The following is a 20,072-nucleotide window of genomic DNA, read 5'->3' as shown; positions in this document are numbered from 1 at the left end:
AAGCGCCACGGCCCGTCCGGTCACCACCGCACGGGCTGTGGCGCTTTKYGTTGCGGCCCTTAGTGCCTCAGATCSCAGGCACTAAGCTGGTGCTGCAGCGCCCCTACGCGTCCGGACCAAGCCTTCCGGACACCTCGAGATTGGTCAGAGTTTTGAAACTTGAACTCAAGGGCATTACCAAACGCTTCGGCTCCCTGGTAGCAAACGATCACATCGATGTGGTTGTTGAACCCGGGCAGATCCACTGTCTGCTCGGTGAGAACGGCGCGGGCAAGTCCACGCTGATGAACGTCCTCTACGGACTGTACGAGCCCACAGAGGGCGAAATCCTCATCGACGACAAACCGGTCACGTTCCGCGGTCCCGGCGACGCCATGGCGGCCGGCATCGGCATGGTGCACCAGCACTTCATGCTGGTCCCCGTCTTCACCGTCGCGGAGAACGTTGCCCTGGGAGCGGAGACCACCAAGACCGGCGGATTCCTGGACCTGGATGACACCCGCCGGAAAATCCGGGAGATCTCCGACCGGTACGGTTTCGACGTCGACCCCGACGCGCTGATCGAAGACCTCCCCGTGGGCGTGCAGCAGCGCGTGGAGATCATCAAGGCACTGGTCCGCGACGCCAAGGTGCTCATCCTCGATGAGCCCACGGCCGTGCTGACCCCGCAGGACACCGATGAACTGCTGGACATCATGCGCCAGCTCAAGAGCCACGGCACCTCGATCGTCTTCATTTCCCACAAGCTGCGTGAGGTGAAGGCCGTTTCGGACACCATCACCGTCATCCGGCGCGGCAAGGTTGTGGGCTCGGCCGATCCCGGCGCCTCGACCACCGAGCTGGCCTCCATGATGGTGGGCCGGGCCGTGAGCCTGACCTTGGACAAGGCTCCCGCGAATCCGCAGGAGACCACCTTCGAGGTCAAGAACCTCACCGTCATCGCCCCCAACGGCCAGCACGTGGTGGACGGGATCAGCTTCGGAATCGCCCGCGGCGAGATCCTCGCCGTCGCCGGCGTCCAGGGCAACGGCCAGACGGAACTGACCGAAGCCATTTTGGGCCTGCACGAGCGGGTCCACGGCTCGATCACCCTCGACGGCGAAGAACTCGTGGGCCGMAGCGTCAAGGAGGTCCTCAACGCCGGCGTCGGATTCGTGCCGGAAGACCGGTCCCTCGACGGGCTGATCGGCACGTTCTCCATCGCCGAGAACCTGATCCTGGACCGCTACGACCAGGCGCCGTTCGCCAAGGGCATCAGCATGAGCCCGGCCAAGGTCCTGGAGAACGCCAAGACCCGGATCGCGGAATTCGACGTCCGCACCCCGTCCGGCTCACTGGCAGCCGGCACCCTGTCCGGCGGCAACCAGCAGAAGGTCGTCATGGCCCGGGAGCTCTCCCGGCCGCTGCGGCTCTTCATCGCCTCCCAGCCCACCCGCGGCGTGGACGTGGGCTCCATCGAGTTCCTGCACAAGCGGATCGTCGCGGAGCGGGACCACGGCACGCCCGTCATGATCGTCTCCACCGAACTGGACGAGGTGATTGAACTCGCCGACCGGATCGCCGTGCTGTACAAGGGCCGGCTGGTCGGGATCGTCCCGGCCGGCACCGGGCGTGACGTCCTGGGCCTGATGATGGCCGGCGTTTCCCCGGACGAGGCCCAGGCCGACGCCGCAGGCAGGCACTCGGCCCGATCCCTTTCTGAAAACCCGGCCGCGAACGCAGCAGAAAACCCCGCCGGCACCCCGGCCGAAAACCCCGCAACGAAGCCGGCCATGAACCCGGCCCCCGCCGCCCCGTCCGTGCAGGAGCCCGGCTCCGGCGCCGTAGGAGACCCCCATGAGTGAGAACACCGAGCCGCGGTCCGCGGCCGCACCGGACCCGGACCAACTTCCGGCATCGCAGGCCACCGACGTGGAGCCTGAACCGCTCGAGGACGATGCAGACTTCGTCACCTCGCTGGACACCGCGGGAGGCGCCCACCAGCCATCGGCCGTTCCGGTCTCGACCCAGAGCGGAGCTCTTCCGGGTGCCCCGGAAGAGGAGTCGCTGCTGCGCAAGATCTTCACCGGCAACGGCATCGTGACCATCCTGGCGGTGCTGCTCGCGCTGATCCTGGGCGGTCTGCTCATCGCCATGACGGACAAGGTTGTCGGCACCACGGCGGGCTATCTCTTTGCCCGGCCCAGTGACTTCCTCCTCGCCGTCTGGTCCGCCGCCACCGATTCCTACGTCGCCYTCTTCCAGGGCGCGGTCTTCAACCCCCGCGGGAACGGCGTGGCCGGACAGTTCGCCCCCCTCATGGAGACGCTGACCATCGCCACCCCGCTGATCACCGCCGGCCTCGGCGTCGCCCTGGCCTTCCGCGCGGGCCTGTTCAACATCGGTGCGCAGGGCCAGATCATCATGGCCGGCATCCTCGCCTCGTGGGTCGGCTTCGCGCTGCACCTGCCGCTGGGGATACACCTGCTGCTGGTCCTGGTGGCCGGCGTCATCGGCGGCGCCGTCTGGGGCGGCATCGTCGGCGTGCTCAAAGCCCGGACCGGCGCCCACGAGGTCATCGTGACCATCATGTTCAACTACATCGCACTCTATTTCCTGCGCTACCTGCTCGACACGGACTTGTTCCAGCGTCCGGGGGCGGACACACCGATATCGCCCATCGTGGACCCCAGCGCCGCGTACCCGCTGATCTTCGGCAGCCAGTACCGGCTGCACCTGGGATTCCTGCTGGCCATCGCGGCCACCGTGTTTGTTTCGTGGCTGCTGAACCGCTCCACGCTCGGTTTCGAATTCCGTGCCGTCGGGGCCAACCCCAAGGCAGCCCTGACCGCCGGCATCAACGTCTCCCGGGCCACCATCCTGGTGATGACCATTGCCGGTGGCCTGGCCGGCCTGGCCGGCGTGGCACAGGTGGCGGGCACCGAAAAGGTCCTGACCGACGGTGTCGCGGCAACCTACGGCTTTGACGCCATCACGGTCGCGCTGCTGGGACGGTCCTCGCCATGGGGCACCTTCGCCGCCGGCCTGCTGTTCGGGGCCTTCCGCGCAGGCGCCGTCCAGATGCAGATCCAGACCGGAACTCCGATCGACATCGTGCTCGTGGTCCAGTCGCTCATCGTGCTGTTCATCGCGGCGCCGCCGCTGGTCCGGGCGATCTTCGGACTCAACCCGCGCAAGAAGAAGGCCGCGACCGCCGGCAAAACCAAGCAGGCCGCAACCACCGGAGGTGCCGCATGAGCACAACAGCAACCTCGCCCGTTGAAGGAAAACCACAGCCGGAGAAGAACCACAGGCCGACGGTGTCCGCCAAGCCMGTGACTTGGAAGTTGCCGGTCACGCTTGCGGTTCTGGCCACCATCGCCTTCATCTTCTTCGGACTGCTGGGCCCGCAGGCGAACGCCAAGTTCGGGGTTTCATCCAGCGGAGACTTCTTCCAGCTCCCGGCGATCGAAGTACCCGCGTTCCTGTCCGGCATGGTGCTCTCCCTGATCCTGCTGGTCCTCGCGGGCTACGCCCTGGTCCTGAAGGCGAGAGCGAACCGGCGGCCCCCGCGCTGGGTGCCGGCCGTGTTCACCGTCGTTTTCGTGGTCGCCTTCCTGATCTGGGTGGTGGGCGGCGCCCGGACCCCCAGTATTTCGCTGGCAGGCCTCATCGCCGGATCCGTGACCCTCGCCGTGCCGATCGTCTTCGGCTCCCTCTCAGGTGTGCTGTGCGAACGCGCCGGCGTCGTTAACATCGCCATCGAAGGCCAGCTCCTGGGTGGTGCCTTCACGGCCGCGCTCGTCGCCAGCCTGACGCACAACCCCTACCTGGGCCTGCTTGCGGCGGCCGTGGCGGGCGCCCTTGTGTCGGTGGTGCTGGCAGTGTTCAGCATCAAGTACGTGGTCAACCAGATCATCGTCGGCGTCGTGCTCAACGTCCTGGTCTCCGGGCTCACCGGCTTCCTGTTCACCACGGTGATGCAGTCGGACCCCGAGAAATACAACTCGCCCGCCGAGCTGCCCATCATTGATATCCCGGTCCTGTCCAGCATCCCCGTGATCGGGCCCATCCTCTTCAAACAGTCCGTGGTGGGCTACCTGATGTACGTGGCAGTCATCGTGATCTGGGTCGCACTGTTCAAGACGAAGTGGGGCCTGCGCGTCCGTGCCGTGGGCGAGCACCCGCAGGCGGCCGACACCCTGGGCATCAAGGTCAACGCGACCCGCTTCTGGAACGTCACTCTTGGCGGCGCCGTCGCCGGGATCGGCGGATCGTTCTTCACCCTCGTGGCGATCGACAGCTTCACCAAGGAAATCTCCGGCGGCCGCGGCTTCATTGCCCTCGCCGCCATGATCCTGGGCCGCTGGAACCCGATCGGGGCGTTCTTCGCGGCGCTGCTGTTCGGCTTCGCCGACAACCTGCAGAGCATCGTGACGATCATCGGCACCCCGGTGCCGAGCCAGTTCATGGCCATGCTGCCGTACGTGGTGACCGTGTTTGCCGTGGCCGGGCTCGTCGGCCGCTCCCGGCCGCCGGCCGCTGACGGCATACCGTACATCAAGGGCTGAGAATGGACAGCACCGACGTCGACTGGGCTGCACTCGAAGCCGCGGCAGTCTCCGCCATGAAGAACGCCTATGCGCCGTATTCGAAGTTTCCGGTGGGGGCCGCGGCCCTCACCGGAGACGGGCGGATCGTCAGCGGCTGCAATGTCGAAAACGCCAGCTACGGGCTGACCCTGTGCGCCGAGTGCGCCCTGGTGGGCAACCTGCAGATGACCGGCGGGGGACGGCTGCGCGCCTTCTACTGCGTCGACGCCGGCGGGAATGTCCTCATGCCGTGCGGGCGCTGCCGCCAGCTGCTCTACGAATTCCGGGCTCCGGACATGGAGCTCATGACCACGCAGGGAATCAAGACCATGGACCAGGTCCTTCCCGATGCCTTTGGCCCCCAACACCTGGAGGAACCCCGGTGACACAAACGACACAGAGCCCCAACAACAGTGAAGCGTTCGACGCCGTCGACATCATCCGCATCAAGCGGGACAAGGGTGTGCTCAGCCCGGCCCAGATCGACTGGACAATCGACGCGTACACCCGCGGCGCCATCGCCGACGAACAGATGGCCGCCCTGAACATGGCCATCCTGCTCAACGGCATGGACCGGGCCGAGATCTCCCGCTGGACGGCGGCCATGATCGCCTCCGGCGAGCGGATGGACTTCTCCAGCCTGCGGCGGCCCGACGGCGGCGTGAAGGCGACGTCGGACAAGCACTCCACCGGCGGCGTCGGGGATAAGATCACCCTGCCGCTGGCTCCGCTGGTGGCGGTGTTTGGCGTGGCAGTGCCGCAGCTCTCGGGCCGCGGCCTCGGCCACACCGGCGGCACCCTGGACAAGCTCGAGGCCATCCCGGGCTGGCGTGCGGCCCTGAGCAATGACGAAATGATGGCCCAGCTCCAGGACGTCGGCGCGGTCATTTGCGCGGCCGGGGCCGGGCTGGCCCCGGCGGACAAGAAGCTCTACGCGCTCCGCGATGTCACCGGAACCGTGGAGGCCATCCCGCTGATCGCCTCCTCGATCATGAGCAAGAAGATCGCCGAAGGCACCGGCTCGCTGGTGCTCGACGTCAAGGTGGGCAGCGGCGCGTTCATGAAGGACGAGGCGCGCGCCCGCGAACTGGCCGAAACCATGGTGGCCCTGGGCAAGGACGCCGGCGTCAACACGGTGGCACTGCTTACCAACATGAACACGCCGCTGGGCCTGACCGCGGGCAACGCGATCGAGGTCGAGGAATCCGTGGAGGTCCTCGCCGGCGGAGGCCCGGACGACGTCGTCGAACTCACCGTCCGGCTCGCGGAGGAAATGCTGGCGTGTGCCGGCATCCGCGACGCCGATCCCCGGGCAGCACTCCGGGACGGCCGGGCTATGGACGTCTGGAACCGGATGATTGAGGCCCAGGGCGGAGACCCGCGCGCCAAGCTCCCGGTCGCCAAGGAATCCGAGGTCATCTACGCCCCGGCCGACGGCGTCCTGGTGGAGCTCGACGCGATGGCCGTCGGCGTCGCTGCCTGGCGGCTCGGCGCCGGACGCGCCCGCAAGGAGGACCAGGTCCAGGCCGGTGCCGGGGTGCGGATGCACGCCMAGCCCGGCGCCACGGTCAAGGCGGGCGAMCCGCTCATGACCCTGCTGACGGACACACCGGAGAAGTTCGAGCGTGCCAAGGAAGCGCTCGAACACGCCGCCGTGATCGCCCCCGAGGGCTCCCGGCCCGCCCAGAAGCTCATCATCGACCGCATCGCCTAACCCCGTTGCCCTATCCCTTATGGCGCCCAAACCCTGGGGATAACAGCCGTACGTGATGGGGCAACGGCGGCCGGAGCCGGCGGTACACTAACTCCACAAGACTGACTCCACAGCAGTACCCTTGGCGCAGGCCCGGCTCCGGCCGAGCCTGCGCTTGGATCGATCTGGCCCCGCCGCGCGTTAGGAAGCTGTGCAGGCAATCAACGACTTCATCCTCGCCGCCGCAGGGCAACCCTGGGTCCTCGTCCTGGTTTTCGCCTGCTGCGTGATCGACGGCTTCTTCCCCCCGATTCCGAGCGAATCGGTGGTGGTGGGCCTGGCTGCAGTCGCCGCCACGGCGGGCGTCCCCAACCCTCTGCTCCTGATCGCAACGGCTGCCGCAGGGGCACTGGTGGGCGACAACATGGCCTACCTGATCGGCCGCGGGACCGGAACCCGGCGCTGGGCGTGGCAGCGCGGCCCGCGCATGCAGGCGGCCTTCCGCTGGGCCGGCCGGGAACTGCGGAAACGGCCTGCCTCACTGATCCTTGTTGCCCGCTTCGTCCCGATCGGGCGGGTGGCCGTTAACCTGACCGCCGGTGCCACACATTACCCGTGGCGCAGATTCGTCAGCCTGACGGTGCTCTCGGCGCTGCTGTGGGCCAGCTACTCGGTGGGGATCGGCCTGACTGTTGGTCCGTGGTTTGAGAAAAACCACGTGCTGGGAGCGGCCATTGCCATCGTCTGCGCGATCGTCCTGGGCGTCGTCCTGGACCGCGTGATCAGCAGGGTGCGCGGCCGCGCACCGGAGGAACCGACGCATTCCGTGCCGCCCGCCGAGTCCTAGGCGGATTGGGCCCGCCCATGGGACACTTAGGAGCGATTTGGGTCACGTTTGTTGGCCGCACGTCGTGCAAAGTTTCGTCCATAGTTCTACCCACTGTCATCGCGAGTACGTTACGGCTTAGTTGTCCGTTCCCAGTCATCAAGGAGCACCACCTGCATGGAGTTCATTAACGAGGCCGTGCTCCATGCCGCTGGCCAGTGGTGGATCTACCCCCTCCTGCTGGTTTTTTTCTTCGTGGACGGCTTCGCGATGGTGGTCCCGAGCGAGACCCTGATCGTTGCCCTGGCGGCGTACTCCGTGCACAGCGGCCAGCCCAACCTGTGGATCCTGGGCCTCACGGCGCTCGTGGGAGCCATGGCCGGCGACAACATGGCCTACATGCTCGGCCGCAAGATTGGCCTCGAGCGGTTCCGCTGGATGCGCAAGCCAAAGGTCCAAAAGGTGTTCGGTTGGGCCCACTACGAACTCGAGAAGCGCGGCGCCGTCCTGATCTTCACCGCCCGATACATTCCGTGGGGCCGTGTCGCGGTCAACTACGTGGCAGGCACGACGGCGTTTCCGCACCGCCGGTTCTTCTTCCTGGACGGCTTCGCCTGCCTGACGTGGGTCGCCTACTCCATCGGCATCGGCGTCCTGGCCAGTTCCTTCCCGTGGCTGCACCACAACCCGTTGCTCAGCGCGGGCATCGCGGTGGTATTCGCCATTGTGCTCGGTGTCCTCATCGACCATCTCCTGCGCTGGTGGCACAAGCGCCTGGGCCGCCACGACACCCGTCCGGTCCCGTCTGAGACCGAATACGTCGCCGAACCCGCCTCCGGTGAGCGTGCTTCCGAGCTGCACGGCACGATGCTGGCCGGTCCGTCCGCTGAGTCCGGAGCGTCCGGAAAGTAGCTTCCGGCGCCCGGCGACCCTATGGTTGGAACGTGACTGAGACTATTCCTGACGCTGCCCCTGACCTCGATTTCGACCTGAAGGGCCTTCCCAAGGTTTCCCTTCACGACCACCTGGAYGGCGGACTCCGCCCGGCCACCATCATTGAACTTGCTGAGGCCGTCGGCCACACGCTGCCGTCCACGGACCCCGTCGCCCTGGGGGAGTGGTTCCGCGAATCCGCCGACTCCGGTTCCCTGGTCCGCTACCTGGAGACTTTCGACCACACCATCGCCGTGATGCAGACCAAGGAGGGCCTGTTCCGCGTCGCGAAGGAATTCGTCGAAGACCTGGCCGACGACGGCGTCGTGTACGGCGAGGTGCGCTGGGCACCCGAACAGCACCTGCAGAAGGGCCTGAGCCTGGACGACGTGGTCGAAGCCGTGCAGGCCGGCCTCGAGGCTGGAGTGGACGCCGTGGCAGAGACCGGCCGCGATATCCAGGTGGGTCAGCTCATCACCGCCATGCGCCACGCCGACCGCGGCCAGGAGATCGCCGAACTGGCCGTCCGCCACCGCAACAACGGCGCCGTCGGCTTCGACATCGCCGGCGCCGAGGACGGCTTCCTGCCGTCCCGCTTCAAGGACGCCTTCACCTACCTGGCCCAGCACAACTTCCCGGCCACCGTCCACGCCGGCGAAGCCGCCGGTCTGGAAAGCATCCAGTCGGCCCTCGTTGACGGCCGGGCCCTGCGCCTGGGCCACGGCGTCCGTATCGCCGAGGACGTCACGATCGAATTCGAAGAGGACGAAGAGGCCGCCGCCGCCGAAGGCTTCGACGACTCCGTCAACGACACCATCGGCATGGTGACCCTGGGCGAGCTCGCCAGCTGGGTGCGGGACCGTGGCATCGCCCTGGAGATCTGCCCCTCCTCCAACCTGCAGACCGGCGCCATTGCCGGTTTCGGTGAGGGCATCGAAAGCCACCCGCTGGACATGCTCTACCAGCTCGGCTTCAACGTCACCATCAACACCGACAACCGGCTCATGAGCGGCGTGACGCTGACCGACGAGTTCGAACTCCTGGTTGAGACGTTCGACTACGACCTCGATGACCTGCTGGAGCTGACGCTGAACGCGGCCGAGGCCGCCTTCCTGCCGCTCGAGGAGAAGGAAGCCCTGGTCGAATACATCAACGAGGCCTACTCCGATCTTGGCTAACGAGGACACATCACCCGTCCAGGGGCTCGTCGCTTTGATCGCGGCCCTGCGCGAGCATTGCCCCTGGATGGGTGCCCTCACCCACGAGTCCCTCGTGGAGTACCTCCTGGAGGAGGCCTATGAGGTGGCCGAGACCATCGAGACCGGCGCCGGCGACGCGGAACTGCAGTCTGAACTGGGGGACGTCCTGTTGCAGGTGGTGCTCCACGCCCGGCTCGCCGAGGAACGCGGCGCCTTTGACCTGGACGATGTCGCCCGGGTTCTGAAGGCCAAGATGATCCGGCGCAACCCGCATGTGTTCCGGCCCGACGGCTCGCTGCAGGATTCCTTCCCGGCAACGGTGGAGGAGATCGTCCTGAAATGGGACGCCGTCAAGAAGGCCGAGATGCCCGAACGCGGCCACGTCTTCGACGGGGTTCCCGCCGCGCTGCCGGCCCTCGCGCGGGCCCAAAAGCTCCTGGACCGCGCCGAACGCGCGGGCATGGCAGCGGCCGCCGGCCAAACCGCCGCCGGAACCGCCGTCGACCTCCCGGCCGCCGAGGAGGAACTCGGCGACCTGCTGTTCGGGATCGTGGCCGCTGCCCGGGCCGGCGGGCTCGACGCCGAACGCGCTCTCCGCGGCGCCCTGCGCCGGTTCCAGGACAGCACCGGCCCCAGGCCCTCGGCACAATAGTGCTGGCAGACTAGAGTCGGCACGGTAGCGGCACCATCATGACGTCCGGGGATTGGATAGGTTTCCGTAACTTATCCCGCTCTCGACTACGCTAGTAGCGACGACGACGTCGGCTTTCCGCTTGATGTTCAGCCAGAGTCCAAGCAGTCAGATTCCCTGCAGATCGCTTCACCCAAAGGAGCATATCCATGGCGCTTATCGATGCCATCCACGCCCGCGAAATCCTCGATTCCCGTGGCAACCCGACCGTAGAAGTTGAAGTCCTGCTCTCGGACGGCCAGATCGGCCGCGCAGCAGTTCCCTCYGGCGCTTCCACCGGCGAGCACGAGGCCGTTGAACTTCGCGACGGCGACAAGGGCCGCTACCTCGGCAAGGGCGTCCAGAAGGCCGTCGACGCGGTCATCGACCAGATCGCCCCGGCCCTGACCGGCTTCGACGCGACCGACCAGCGCAGCATCGACCAGGCCATGATCGACCTGGACGGCACCCCCAACAAGGGCAAGCTCGGCGCCAACGCCATCCTGGGCGTGTCCCTGGCCGTGGCCAACGCCGCCGCCGCCTCCGCTGACCTGCCGCTGTACAAGTACTTGGGCGGGCCCAACGCGCACGTCCTGCCCGTGCCGCTGATGAACATCCTCAACGGCGGCTCGCACGCCGACTCCGACGTGGACATCCAGGAATTCATGATCGTCCCGATCGGCGCCGAGACCTTCTCCGAAGGCCTGCGCTGGGGCGTCGAGGTCTACCACAACCTCAAGTCCGTCCTGCAGGCCAAGGGCCTGTCCACCGGCCTGGGTGACGAGGGCGGCTTCGCGCCGAACCTGCCGTCCAACCGTGCCGCCCTGGACCTGATCCAGGAAGCCATCAAGAACGCCGGCTACACCCCGGGCAAGGACATCGCCCTGGCCCTCGACGTCGCCTCCTCCGAGTTCTTCAAGGACGGCGCCTACCAGTTCGAAGGCAAGGCACTTTCCGCCACCGAGATGAGCGCCTACTACGCCGAGCTCGTGGCCGACTACCCGCTCGTGTCCATCGAGGACCCGCTGGATGAGAACGACTGGGAAGGCTGGAAGACCCTCACCGACACCATCGGCGACAAGGTCCAGCTCGTGGGCGATGACCTCTTCGTCACGAACCCGGCCATCCTGCAGCGCGGCATCGACACCAAGACCGCGAACTCGCTGCTCGTCAAGGTCAACCAGATCGGTTCCCTGACCGAGACCCTGGACGCCGTGTCCCTGGCCCAGCGTGCCGGCTACACCACCATCACCTCACACCGCTCCGGCGAAACCGAGGACACCACCATTGCTGACATCTCCGTTGCCACCAACGCGGGACAGATCAAGACCGGTGCCCCGGCACGCTCCGAGCGCGTGGCCAAGTACAACCAGCTGCTGCGCATCGAAGAGGAACTCGACGACGCCGCACGGTACGCCGGCCGCAGCGCGTTCCCGCGTTTCAAGGGCTAGTTAGCCGCGAAAACCGGTAACCGGTGGCTATGGTTGAAAGACCATGGCCACCGGTTCTTTTTTTGGTCCGCTTTTGAAGGAGTGACATGGCAACCCGACGCCCCAATGTTCCCCGGGCTACGCCTGCCGCCAAGGCTGCTGCTGCCAAGCCTGCGGCCACGGGCCTGGGGGCAGCAGCCGACGGCGGCGAGGTCATCCAGGCGGACTTTGGCGGCGCCCGCAGCGGCACGGCGGCGCCGGCCGGCGCTGCGCCTGCCCCGCCACGGGTATCAGCCTCCACAGGCAAGCCGGCCCCGGGCAGCTCCGGCGCCGCATCTGCGGCCAAACCCCGTCCCGTAACAGCCCCGGCAGGAGCTCCGGCAAAGCCCGAGAGCCGCCCGGCGGCCGGGAAGGACGGCGCCAAGTCCGGCAGCAGGACCGACGCCAGGACCGGCGGCAAGAACCAGGGCCGGACCGCCGCAGGGGGGCCGGACGAATCCCTGGACCCCGTGCCCGCCAAAGCGTTCTCGGGCCGGCTGCTGGCCCTGGGTGTCGTCATGATTGCCATCACCATCCTGCTGGCCCCTACGGTCAAGATCTTCCTGGACAAACGCGCCGAAATCGCGGCGCTGCAGGCCGACATTGCGGCCAAACAGACGAAGCAGGAGGACCTCAAACGCCAGGTGTCGCGGTGGCAGGATCCCAACTATGTGAAACAGCAGGCCCGCGACCGCATTAACATGGTTATGCCCGGAGAGACGGGCTACTGGGTATTCGGCAGCGATCTTCCTGCCGCGCAATCCGGTGGCGCGGCGGGTGCAGCATCAGCACAAGACCCGGCCAACCTGCCCTGGGTGGACGCCCTCTGGGAGTCCATCAGGCGATCGGCAACAGACTAGAAGCGGCGCCCGCCGCCGGGATTGTCCCGCGGACAATCCGGAACAGGGCAGGAAGGTGCCACTCCCGTGGACGAGAACCGAGTGGACCAGAACCGAGCAGCCGAGGACAACGACGGGGCCAAGACCCCGGCACCACGGCACAGGGCAGACGCCCCGGAGGGCTCCCGCCAGCCGTCACCGCACGATCTCGAGGTCCTCAGCCGCCAGTTGGGCCGGCCCGTGCGCGACGTCGTCGAAATCCCGGCCCGCTGCGTCTGCGGAAACCCGCTCGTCGCCGCCACTTCGCCGCGGCTCAGCAACGGTACGCCGTTCCCCACCACGTTTTACCTCACCCACCCGGTGATCACGTCGGCGGTATCGCGGCTGGAGGCCGCCGGGCTGATGAACGAAATGAACGACCGGCTCGCTGCCGACGCCGGCCTCGCGGCCCGGTACCGGTCCGCCCACGAGGCATATCTGGCCTCCCGTGCCGAGATCGGCGCGCGCTCCGGCATCGGGGCCGTTCCCGAAATCGACGGCGTCTCCGCCGGGGGAATGCCGACCCGCGTCAAATGCCTGCACGTCCTCGTGGGGCATTCGCTGGCGGCCGGCCCGGGCGTGAACCCGCTGGGGGATGAATCGATCGCGGCCATCGCCGAGTGGTGGACCGTGGAGCGCTGTTACTGCGACGGCGCCTGGGACACCGGCGGGGAGGCCCCGTCGCGGGACCTCAGCCGCCATGGCCCCCAAGGCCTGCCGGAGATCGTGGGCCGGCCCGCACCGGTCCGCAAGTCCCGCGTCGACGCCGCCGGCGCCGGCGTCGCTGACACCGCCGCTACCGCCGGCGCTGCTGAGACGGCCGGTACCACCGGCACGGGGGAGTCCAAGTGACCCGGGTCGCGGCCGTAGACTGCGGCACCAACTCCATCCGCCTGCTGATCGCCGATGTGAGCGCAGGCGACGCAACAGGGCCGGCCACACCGCGGCTGACCGACATCGTGCGGGAAATGCGCGTGGTCCGGCTGGGCCAGGGCGTGGACTCCACGGGCGAACTGGCCCAGGAAGCGCTCGAGCGCACCTTCGCCGCGACCCGGGACTACGCTGCCCTCATCCGCGAGCACGGCGCCGAAAAGGTGCGCTTCGTGGCCACCTCCGCCACCCGCGATGCCCGTAACCGCCAGGTTTTCGTCGACGGCATCCGCGACATCCTCGGCGTCGAACCCGAGGTGATCACCGGCGACGAGGAAGCCGCGCTGTCCTTCGCCGGCGCCAGCAGTGTGCTGCCCTCCCGCGGGCAGGACCCCGTGCTGGTGGTGGACCTCGGCGGCGGCAGCACGGAGTTCGTGTTGGGCAACGCCGGCGGCGTCATCGCGGCCCGCTCGGTCGACGTCGGCTGCGTCCGGATGACCGAACGGCACCTGCGCAGCGACCCGCCCACCGCGGATCAGATCGCGGCCGCGGAGGCCGACGTCGACGCCGCCATCAGCGAGGCGGCACAAACCGTTCCGCTGGAACGCACCACCGCCGTCGTCGGCGTGGCCGGCTCCGTCACCACCATCACCGCGCACGCGCTGCGCCTGCCGGAGTACTCGCCGGCCGCGATCCACGGCACCGAACTGGACCTGGACGCGATCCGGAAAGCCTGCACCGAGCTGCTCGAAATGACCCGGGAAGAGCGGGCCGCGCTGCCCTACATGCACCCCGGGCGGGTGGACGTGATCGGCGCCGGTGGCCTGGTCTGGCGGCGGGTCCTGCAGCGCCTGGCCGAGGTCACCGGCGGCCGCATCACCACGGCCGTGAGCAGCGAACACGATATTCTTGACGGAATTGCCCTCAGCATCCGATGATCCCGCCCCAGCAGCCGTGCCCCAGCGCGCGCCCGTGCCGCTGGTGCATCCGCCGATAGGACCTGAATGACCAGAGCAACAGCCCGGCGCCGCCGGACCGCCTCCGCGTTGATGGCCTTGGCCCTCGCCGGCGGGGCGTCCACGGCGGCGCTGACCCTGGCCGCGCCCGCCCACGCCGACTCCTGGCGGGACAAGGAATACTGGCTCGCCGAGTCCGGCATCACTAAAGCCTGGGACGTTTCCAAGGGGGCCGGGGTCAAGGTCGCCGTGATTGACAGCGGAGTGGACGGCCGGCATCCGGATTTGGGCGGCGTGCTCGCTGGCGGCGCGGACATTTCCGGCGCCGGCAAGGCCAACGGCCAGGAGAGTATCGGCGCCAAACCCGAACACGGCACCCTCGTGGCCACCATGCTCGCCGGACGGGGGCACCAGGCGCCCGAAGCAACTGCCAAACCGAGCGCCAGCGCAACTGGCCCTGGCGCTGGCCCGGCCGCTGGACCTGACGGGGTTGTCGGCGTCGCCCCGGAAGCGCAGCTGCTGTCCGTCTCCACTTGGCTCGGTTCGGCCAACCCGGGCGGCAAGAGCGACCAGGACCAGATCCCGGAGGCAGTGCGCTGGGCCGTGGACAACGGCGCCCGCGTCATCAACATCTCCCTCGGCAGCACGTCGCCGGAATGGCCGCAGAGCTGGGACGCGGCATTCCTCTACGCCGAACAGAAGGACGTCGTGATTGTCGCCGCCGCGGGCAACCGGGTGGGCGGCAACGTCCAGGTCGGCGCCCCGGCCACCATCCCCGGCGTCCTGACGGTTGCAGGCCTGGACCGCACCGGCGCGGCCAGCATCGACTCCTCCTCCCAGGGCATCAGCATCGGCGTCGCAGCTCCCGCCGAGGACCTGGTTGGCGGCCTGCCCGGCGGCGGCTACGCCGACTGGGCCGGCACCTCCGGAGCCACGCCCATCGTGTCCGGCGTCGCGGCCCTGATTCGCTCCAAATGGCCCGAAATGTCCGCCAGCCAGGTCATCAACCGGATCGTCACCACGGCCAAGGACGCCGGGGCGCCAGGGAAGGATCCGCTCTATGGCTTCGGCGTGCTGAACGCCGAGGYCGCCCTCAAGGCCGATGTCCCGGAAACCAAAGTCAATCCGCTGGGGTCCATTTCGGACTGGATCCGGGTCCACCGGCGCGGAAACCTCGCCACGACTGACCCTGYCGCGGAGCCCGCACCCTCCAGCGCTGCCCCCACCCTGCCCGAAGCGACCGTGCCCGTCGCGGAGAAGCCGTCCCAGCTGGACAGTGCAGTGCCGGCCGCGGTGGTCCTGGGCTTCGGAGCCCTGCTCGTCGGAATCGTTGTGGCCGCCRCGTTCCAGCTGCGGGCCGCCATGCGCACGCCGCCGAAGGACGGCCCGGACGGGCCGGACGGGACCGGCAGGGCCGAACCCGAGGCCGTCAATCCGGTGGACTCCAGCAAGCCGTCATAGTTAGTGAAGGTTTTCACAAACTACTGTATTCTTGAGATATGGCATCCTCCCTTCAGCTCCAGGACCGTCCCCGGGTACTCGTCGTCGGCGGCGGGTACGTCGGCCTGTATGTAGCCCTCAAACTTCAGAAAAAGATCGCGAATGCCGGTGGCATCGTCACCCTCGTGGATCCGCTGCCCTACATGACTTACCAGCCCTTCCTGCCGGAAGTTGCCGGCGGCAACATCGAGGCGCGCCACGCAGTCGTCTCGCACCGCCAGCACCTGAAGCAGACGGAACTCATCCAGGGCCGCGTCACCTCGATCGACCACGCCAACCGCACGGCAGTGGTCGCACCCTCCGACGGTGGCGGCACCTTCGAGATTCCCTACTTCGACGTCGTGCTTGCCGCCGGCGCCATCACCCGCACGTTCCCGATCAAGGGCCTCGCGGACAAGGGCATCGGCCTGAAGACCATCGAAGAGGCCGTCGCCCTGCGCAACAAGGTTCTCGAGCGGATCGAGACCGGTTCCCTCATGACGGACCCCGTTGAGCGCGCCCGCGCCCTGACGTTCGTCGTCGTCGGCGGCGGCTTCGCCGGCATCGAGTGCATCACCGAAATGGAAGACCTGGCCCGCGCCGCGGTCAAGAACAACCCGCGCATCAAGCAGGAGGAAGTCCGCTTCGTCCTGGTCGAGGCGATGGGCCGCATCATGCCCGAGGTCACGGCATCGCAGGCCGAATGGGTCGTCGAGCACCTCCGCAGCCGCGGCATCGAGGTCCTGCTGAACACCTCCCTCGACAACGCCGAGGGTTCCCTGAAGCTCATCAACCTCCCGGACAAGAGCCCGGCCCAGGAATTCGAGACCGACACCCTGGTCTGGACTGCCGGTGTGCAGGCCAACCCGATGGTCCGCTCCACCGACTTCCCGCTCGAGCCGCGCGGCCGCGTCCGCGTCCTGGCCGATCTGCGCATCGCAGGCGACGAGGGCATCATCGAGAACGCCTGGGCCGCCGGCGACGTCGCTGCCGTCCCCGACCTCACGGGCAGCGGCCTGCCGGACGGCACGTGCGTGCCGAACGCGCAGCACGCGCTGCGCCAGGCCAAGCGCCTCGCCAAGAACCTGTGGGCCTCCCGCTGGGACAAGCCGCTCAAGGATTACAAGCACAAGAACCTGGGCGCCGTCGCCGGCTTCGGCGAATGGAAGGGCGTGGCGAACATCAACCTGCTTGGCCGCATCGGCCTCAAGGGCCCGCTGGCCTGGCTGGCACACCGTGGCTACCACGGCATGGCCATCCCCACCGTGGAGCGCAAGATCCGCGTGATCTCCGGCTGGATCTGGGCCTTCTTCCTGGGCCGCGACACCACGCAGCTGATGGATCTGGACAACCCGCGCGGCGCCTTCGTGGCCGCAGCGACGCCGGCTCCGAAGCCTGCCGCTGCTCCCGTTGCCGGCACGCCTGCGGATGCTGCCAAGAACGACGCCGCGAAGAACGGCACTGCCAAGAACGACACCAAGGAAGCTGTTCCGGCCGACTCCAAGTAGCCTGATCCGAGCCTTCGACGGCGGCCGTTCCCCTCAGGGGGAGCGGCCGCCGTTTTCGTGGCGGGCAGCCGCCCCAGGACGCCGGGAGCGGACCGGAGCGCGGGGCCCGCGCCTAGACTGGCTCCATGACAGCTGATAAGGACCTGCACGCCCTCCTGGCCACCATGCACCCCGAACTGCGCGAGGGCGAATACGTCTACGCCCTGTGGCCGCACGGCAGGCCCCTGGCCGGGGCCATTGCGGCCGCCGTCCGTGAGGCGGAAGGGCTGACCGTCGTGCTGCCGCGGAACGAAGCGGACAGCCTGGGGCTCGCCTACGACTTCGTCGCGGCCTGGATCACGCTCCAGGTGCACTCTTCGCTGGAGGCGATCGGCCTCACGGCAGCCGTCAGCGCCGCCCTGACCGAGGCGAAGATCAGCTGCAACGTCCTGGCCGGCTTCCACCATGACCATCTGCTGGTGCCGGTGGCGGACACCGAACGGGCGCTGGAGGTACTGCACGAGCTCGTCGCGGCCAACGGTGTGCACAAACCGGCACCGGAACTCGTGCTGCGCAGCGAGGAACCGGCGGACCGTCCCGCCATCCTCGCCCTCACCGCCGCCGCGTTTGCGATTTCGCCCGCCACCGGGGAACACGTCGACGGCGAACCCGAGGAGGTGAAGCTGCTGGCGCGGTTGTTCGAGTGCCAGGAATACCTGCAGCCGTTCAGCATCGTGGCCGAACTCGACGGCGAAATCGTGGGGCATGTGATCAGCACCCGCGGATGGGTGGACGGGCTGGAGCTGCTCGGCCTCGGGCCGATCGGGGTGGTGCCGCGGCTGCAGCGCCACGGCATCGGCACCGCGCTCATGAACGAGACCGTGGCGCGGGCCAACACCGCGGGGGAGCGGGGGATAGCCCTGCTGGGCAGCCCCGAGTACTACTCCCGCTTCGGCTTTGTTCCGTCCACCTCGCTCGGGGTGGCGCCGCCGGAGGCAGGCTGGGCCGCGCACTTCCAGTTGCTGCCGCTCGCCGTCTGGCCCGGCGGCGTGAGCGGCACCTTCCGCTACGCGGAGCCTTTCGCGGACTGATCCGCCCGGCGGCGGGATACCATTGACCGGGCGCCCCAGTAGCCCAATTGGCAGAGGCAGCGGACTTAAAATCCGCGTGTTGTGGGTTCGAGTCCCACCTGGGGCACTGAGCTGCGCGCCGCCCTGCCGCGCCCGACAGCCGGGCGGCCCTGACCCCCGGCGTTCCCTGGCCCCTCGCACGGGCTTGTCCCCCGCACGTGCTTGCCCTCGGGGTCGCCTGACCCGGGCAGCCGTTCCGGGCCGTCGCCCCCGGCAAAACAGCCGCCGCAAACCGTCCAGATTTCCTCTATGCAACGAGTGTTATAAGGATGTGACCGTAGTCACTTATTTTCACGTCGAAATTGCACTAGCTTGAAGTGGAATCAGGAACACCTGATCTTTCGCGTCAAAGGCCGWTCGCACCTTTAGATCGAGGAGCTTGTACATGACTTCACTCCCCCGGGTTGCGCCCCGCGTCGCTAAGCTCACCGTGCTTAGCCTCGGCGTTGCCCTTTTGGCTACGGCTTGTGGCGGTTCACCCGCCCCGAGTTCGTCGGGATCCAGCTCAGCCGCGGCCGCGGGAATCGCGTGCCCGGCACCCAGTGCCACCGGTGGCGGTACCAGCGCCGCCGGCGAAGCGGGCACTGTGCCCGCCTCGGCCACCACCACCCCCACGCCCCTGAAGATCGGCTCGCTCCTGCCGACGACGGGTTCGCTGGCCTTCCTCGGCCCGCCCGAAATTGCAGGTGTCAACCTCGGCATCAAGGAGGTCAACGATGCCGGCGGCGTCCTGGGCAAGCCGGTAGAGGTCATCCACCGTGACTCCGGCGACACCAAGACCGACATCGCCACCCAGTCCACCACGGCACTGCTCGGACAGGGGGTCAGCGCAATCGTCGGCGCCGCCTCCTCGGGTGTCTCCAAGACCGTGATCAACCAGATCACCGGTGCCGGCGTCGTCCAGTTCTCCCCGGCCAACACCTCCCCGGACTTCACGGCGTGGGATGACAAGGGCCTCTACTGGCGGACCGCGCCCTCGGACGTGCTCCAGGGCAAGGTCCTCGGCAACTACATGGCCACCTGTGGCGCCCAGACGGTCGGCATGATCGTCCTGAACGACGCCTACGGAACCGGCCTTGCGAAGAACGTCCAAGCGGCTTTCGAGGCGGCCGGCGGCAAGGTTGTTGCCCAGGAGCTGTTCAATGAAGGCGATTCCCAGTTCAGCAGCCAGGTGGACAAGGTTCTCGCCGCCAAGCCGGATGCCATTGCCCTGATCACCTTCGACCAGGCCAAGAGCATCGTTCCGCTGATGACGGGCAAGGGCGTCAAGCCGACCCAGATCTTCATGGTGGACGGCAACATGTCCGATTACAGCAAGGACTTCCAGGCAGGAACCCTGAAGGGCGCCCAGGGCACCATCCCGGGCACCTTCGCCAAGGAGGACTTCAAGAAGAAGCTCCTGGGGATTGACCCGGCGCTGAAGGACTACAGCTACTCCGGCGAGTCCTACGACGCAGTGAACCTGATCGCACTGGCGGCCGAGGCAGCCAAGAGCACCAAGGGCACCGACATCGCAGCCCAGCTCAAGGCAGTCTCTGAGGGCGGCGAGAAGTGCAACACCTTCCCGAGCTGCGTCACCCTGCTCCGCAACGGTAAGGACATCGACTACGACGGCCAGTCCGGCCCCGTAACGTTCTCCGACGCCGGCGACCCGACGGAAGCCTACATCGGCATCTACGAGTACCAGGATGACAACACCTACAAGCCGGTCAAGGAAGAATTCGGCAAGCTGTAAGCCGCTTCGCCCCGACTAGCAGAAGACCCCCGTCCAGTCCGGACGGGGGTCTTTTGTGTGCGGGGGAGTGCGTCCGGGAGCGTCAGGACCGCGGAACCGGACGCGGTTGCGGAACCGGATTTGCGCTGCGGATTCGGACAGGGGCGGCGCGKATCCGAGGAGCGCTGGTCCGGAGC

17 protein-coding genes and 1 tRNA gene are annotated in these 20,072 nt (G+C 67.8%); all 18 read left to right on the top strand.

All coding sequences use genetic code 11. The features are described 5' to 3' along the window. Positions 1-152: 152 nt before the first annotated feature. The 18 genes from AC1D1S_RS08790 (at position 153) to AC1D1S_RS08705 (ending at position 19,896) form a co-directional block, all read left to right on the top strand. Entirely contained in the window at positions 153-1,844 is a 1,692-nt protein-coding gene (locus AC1D1S_RS08790) for an ABC transporter ATP-binding protein (protein ID WP_476994247.1), read from the top strand. After that, positions 1,837-3,237, top strand: coding sequence for an ABC transporter permease (locus AC1D1S_RS08785; protein WP_476994246.1), 1,401 nt, complete (start codon positions 1,837-1,839; stop codon positions 3,235-3,237). The genes AC1D1S_RS08790 and AC1D1S_RS08785 overlap by 8 nt, the downstream gene beginning before the upstream one ends. Further along, on the top strand, positions 3,234-4,550 hold the full coding sequence (locus AC1D1S_RS08780; protein WP_028277347.1) for an ABC transporter permease: 1,317 nt from the start codon (positions 3,234-3,236) through the stop codon (positions 4,548-4,550). The genes AC1D1S_RS08785 and AC1D1S_RS08780 overlap by 4 nt, the downstream gene beginning before the upstream one ends. A gap of 2 nt (positions 4,551-4,552) precedes the next feature. Beyond that, the gene (locus tag AC1D1S_RS08775) at positions 4,553-4,957 is read left to right on the top strand and encodes a cytidine deaminase (protein ID WP_028277348.1); all 405 of its coding nucleotides are present in this window, start codon (positions 4,553-4,555) and stop codon (positions 4,955-4,957) included. After that, a complete protein-coding gene (locus AC1D1S_RS08770; RefSeq protein WP_476994245.1) occupies positions 4,954-6,285 on the top strand; it encodes a thymidine phosphorylase in 1,332 nt (443 codons plus the stop codon). The genes AC1D1S_RS08775 and AC1D1S_RS08770 overlap by 4 nt, the downstream gene beginning before the upstream one ends. Before the next feature lie 190 nt (positions 6,286-6,475). Then, on the top strand, positions 6,476-7,111 hold the full coding sequence (locus AC1D1S_RS08765; protein WP_476946365.1) for a DedA family protein: 636 nt from the start codon (positions 6,476-6,478) through the stop codon (positions 7,109-7,111). A gap of 156 nt (positions 7,112-7,267) precedes the next feature. Next, positions 7,268-8,002, top strand: a complete 735-nt coding sequence (locus AC1D1S_RS08760; protein ID WP_028277350.1) for a DedA family protein — start codon at positions 7,268-7,270, stop codon at positions 8,000-8,002. A 32-nt stretch (positions 8,003-8,034) separates the two neighbouring features. Continuing rightward, positions 8,035-9,201: an adenosine deaminase gene (locus AC1D1S_RS08755; RefSeq protein ID WP_476943518.1), complete on the top strand. Its 1,167-nt coding sequence runs from the start codon at positions 8,035-8,037 to the stop codon at positions 9,199-9,201. 67 nt (positions 9,202-9,268) lie between these two features. Then, the gene (locus AC1D1S_RS08750; RefSeq protein WP_043436257.1) at positions 9,269-9,874 is read left to right on the top strand and encodes a MazG nucleotide pyrophosphohydrolase domain-containing protein; all 606 of its coding nucleotides are present in this window, start codon (positions 9,269-9,271) and stop codon (positions 9,872-9,874) included. Positions 9,875-10,062: 188 nt separating this feature from the next. Then, positions 10,063-11,343, top strand: a complete 1,281-nt coding sequence (gene eno, locus AC1D1S_RS08745; protein WP_018774732.1) for a phosphopyruvate hydratase — start codon at positions 10,063-10,065, stop codon at positions 11,341-11,343. Between the two features lie 86 nt (positions 11,344-11,429). After that, the gene (locus tag AC1D1S_RS08740; protein WP_243180077.1) at positions 11,430-12,221 is read left to right on the top strand and encodes an FtsB family cell division protein; all 792 of its coding nucleotides are present in this window, start codon (positions 11,430-11,432) and stop codon (positions 12,219-12,221) included. 66 nt (positions 12,222-12,287) lie between these two features. Further along, positions 12,288-13,091, top strand: coding sequence for a DUF501 domain-containing protein (locus AC1D1S_RS08735; protein ID WP_439954116.1), 804 nt, complete (start codon positions 12,288-12,290; stop codon positions 13,089-13,091). Continuing rightward, the gene (locus AC1D1S_RS08730) at positions 13,088-14,047 is read left to right on the top strand and encodes a Ppx/GppA phosphatase family protein (protein ID WP_243180067.1); all 960 of its coding nucleotides are present in this window, start codon (positions 13,088-13,090) and stop codon (positions 14,045-14,047) included. Before AC1D1S_RS08735 ends, AC1D1S_RS08730 begins: the two co-directional genes overlap by 4 nt. A 66-nt stretch (positions 14,048-14,113) precedes the next feature. Next, on the top strand, positions 14,114-15,526 hold the full coding sequence (locus AC1D1S_RS08725) for a S8 family serine peptidase (protein ID WP_476994244.1): 1,413 nt from the start codon (positions 14,114-14,116) through the stop codon (positions 15,524-15,526). Positions 15,527-15,564: 38 nt separating this feature from the next. After that, positions 15,565-17,052 (top strand): NAD(P)/FAD-dependent oxidoreductase, encoded by a 1,488-nt coding sequence (locus tag AC1D1S_RS08720; protein WP_028277356.1) that lies wholly within the window; start codon positions 15,565-15,567, stop codon positions 17,050-17,052. Between the two features lie 125 nt (positions 17,053-17,177). Continuing rightward, the gene (locus tag AC1D1S_RS08715) at positions 17,178-18,122 is read left to right on the top strand and encodes an N-acetyltransferase (RefSeq protein ID WP_476994243.1); all 945 of its coding nucleotides are present in this window, start codon (positions 17,178-17,180) and stop codon (positions 18,120-18,122) included. A gap of 32 nt (positions 18,123-18,154) precedes the next feature. Next, positions 18,155-18,228 (top strand) — tRNA-Leu (locus AC1D1S_RS08710). A gap of 318 nt (positions 18,229-18,546) precedes the next feature. Continuing rightward, entirely contained in the window at positions 18,547-19,896 is a 1,350-nt protein-coding gene (locus AC1D1S_RS08705; RefSeq protein ID WP_243180063.1) for an ABC transporter substrate-binding protein, read from the top strand. The last annotated feature ends 176 nt before the right edge of the window (positions 19,897-20,072 follow it).

The organism is Arthrobacter sp. P1_A5 (genome assembly GCF_056406825.1).
The sequence above is the reverse complement of the archived record's forward strand: the minus strand, read 5'-3'. Positions and strand labels throughout refer to the sequence as shown.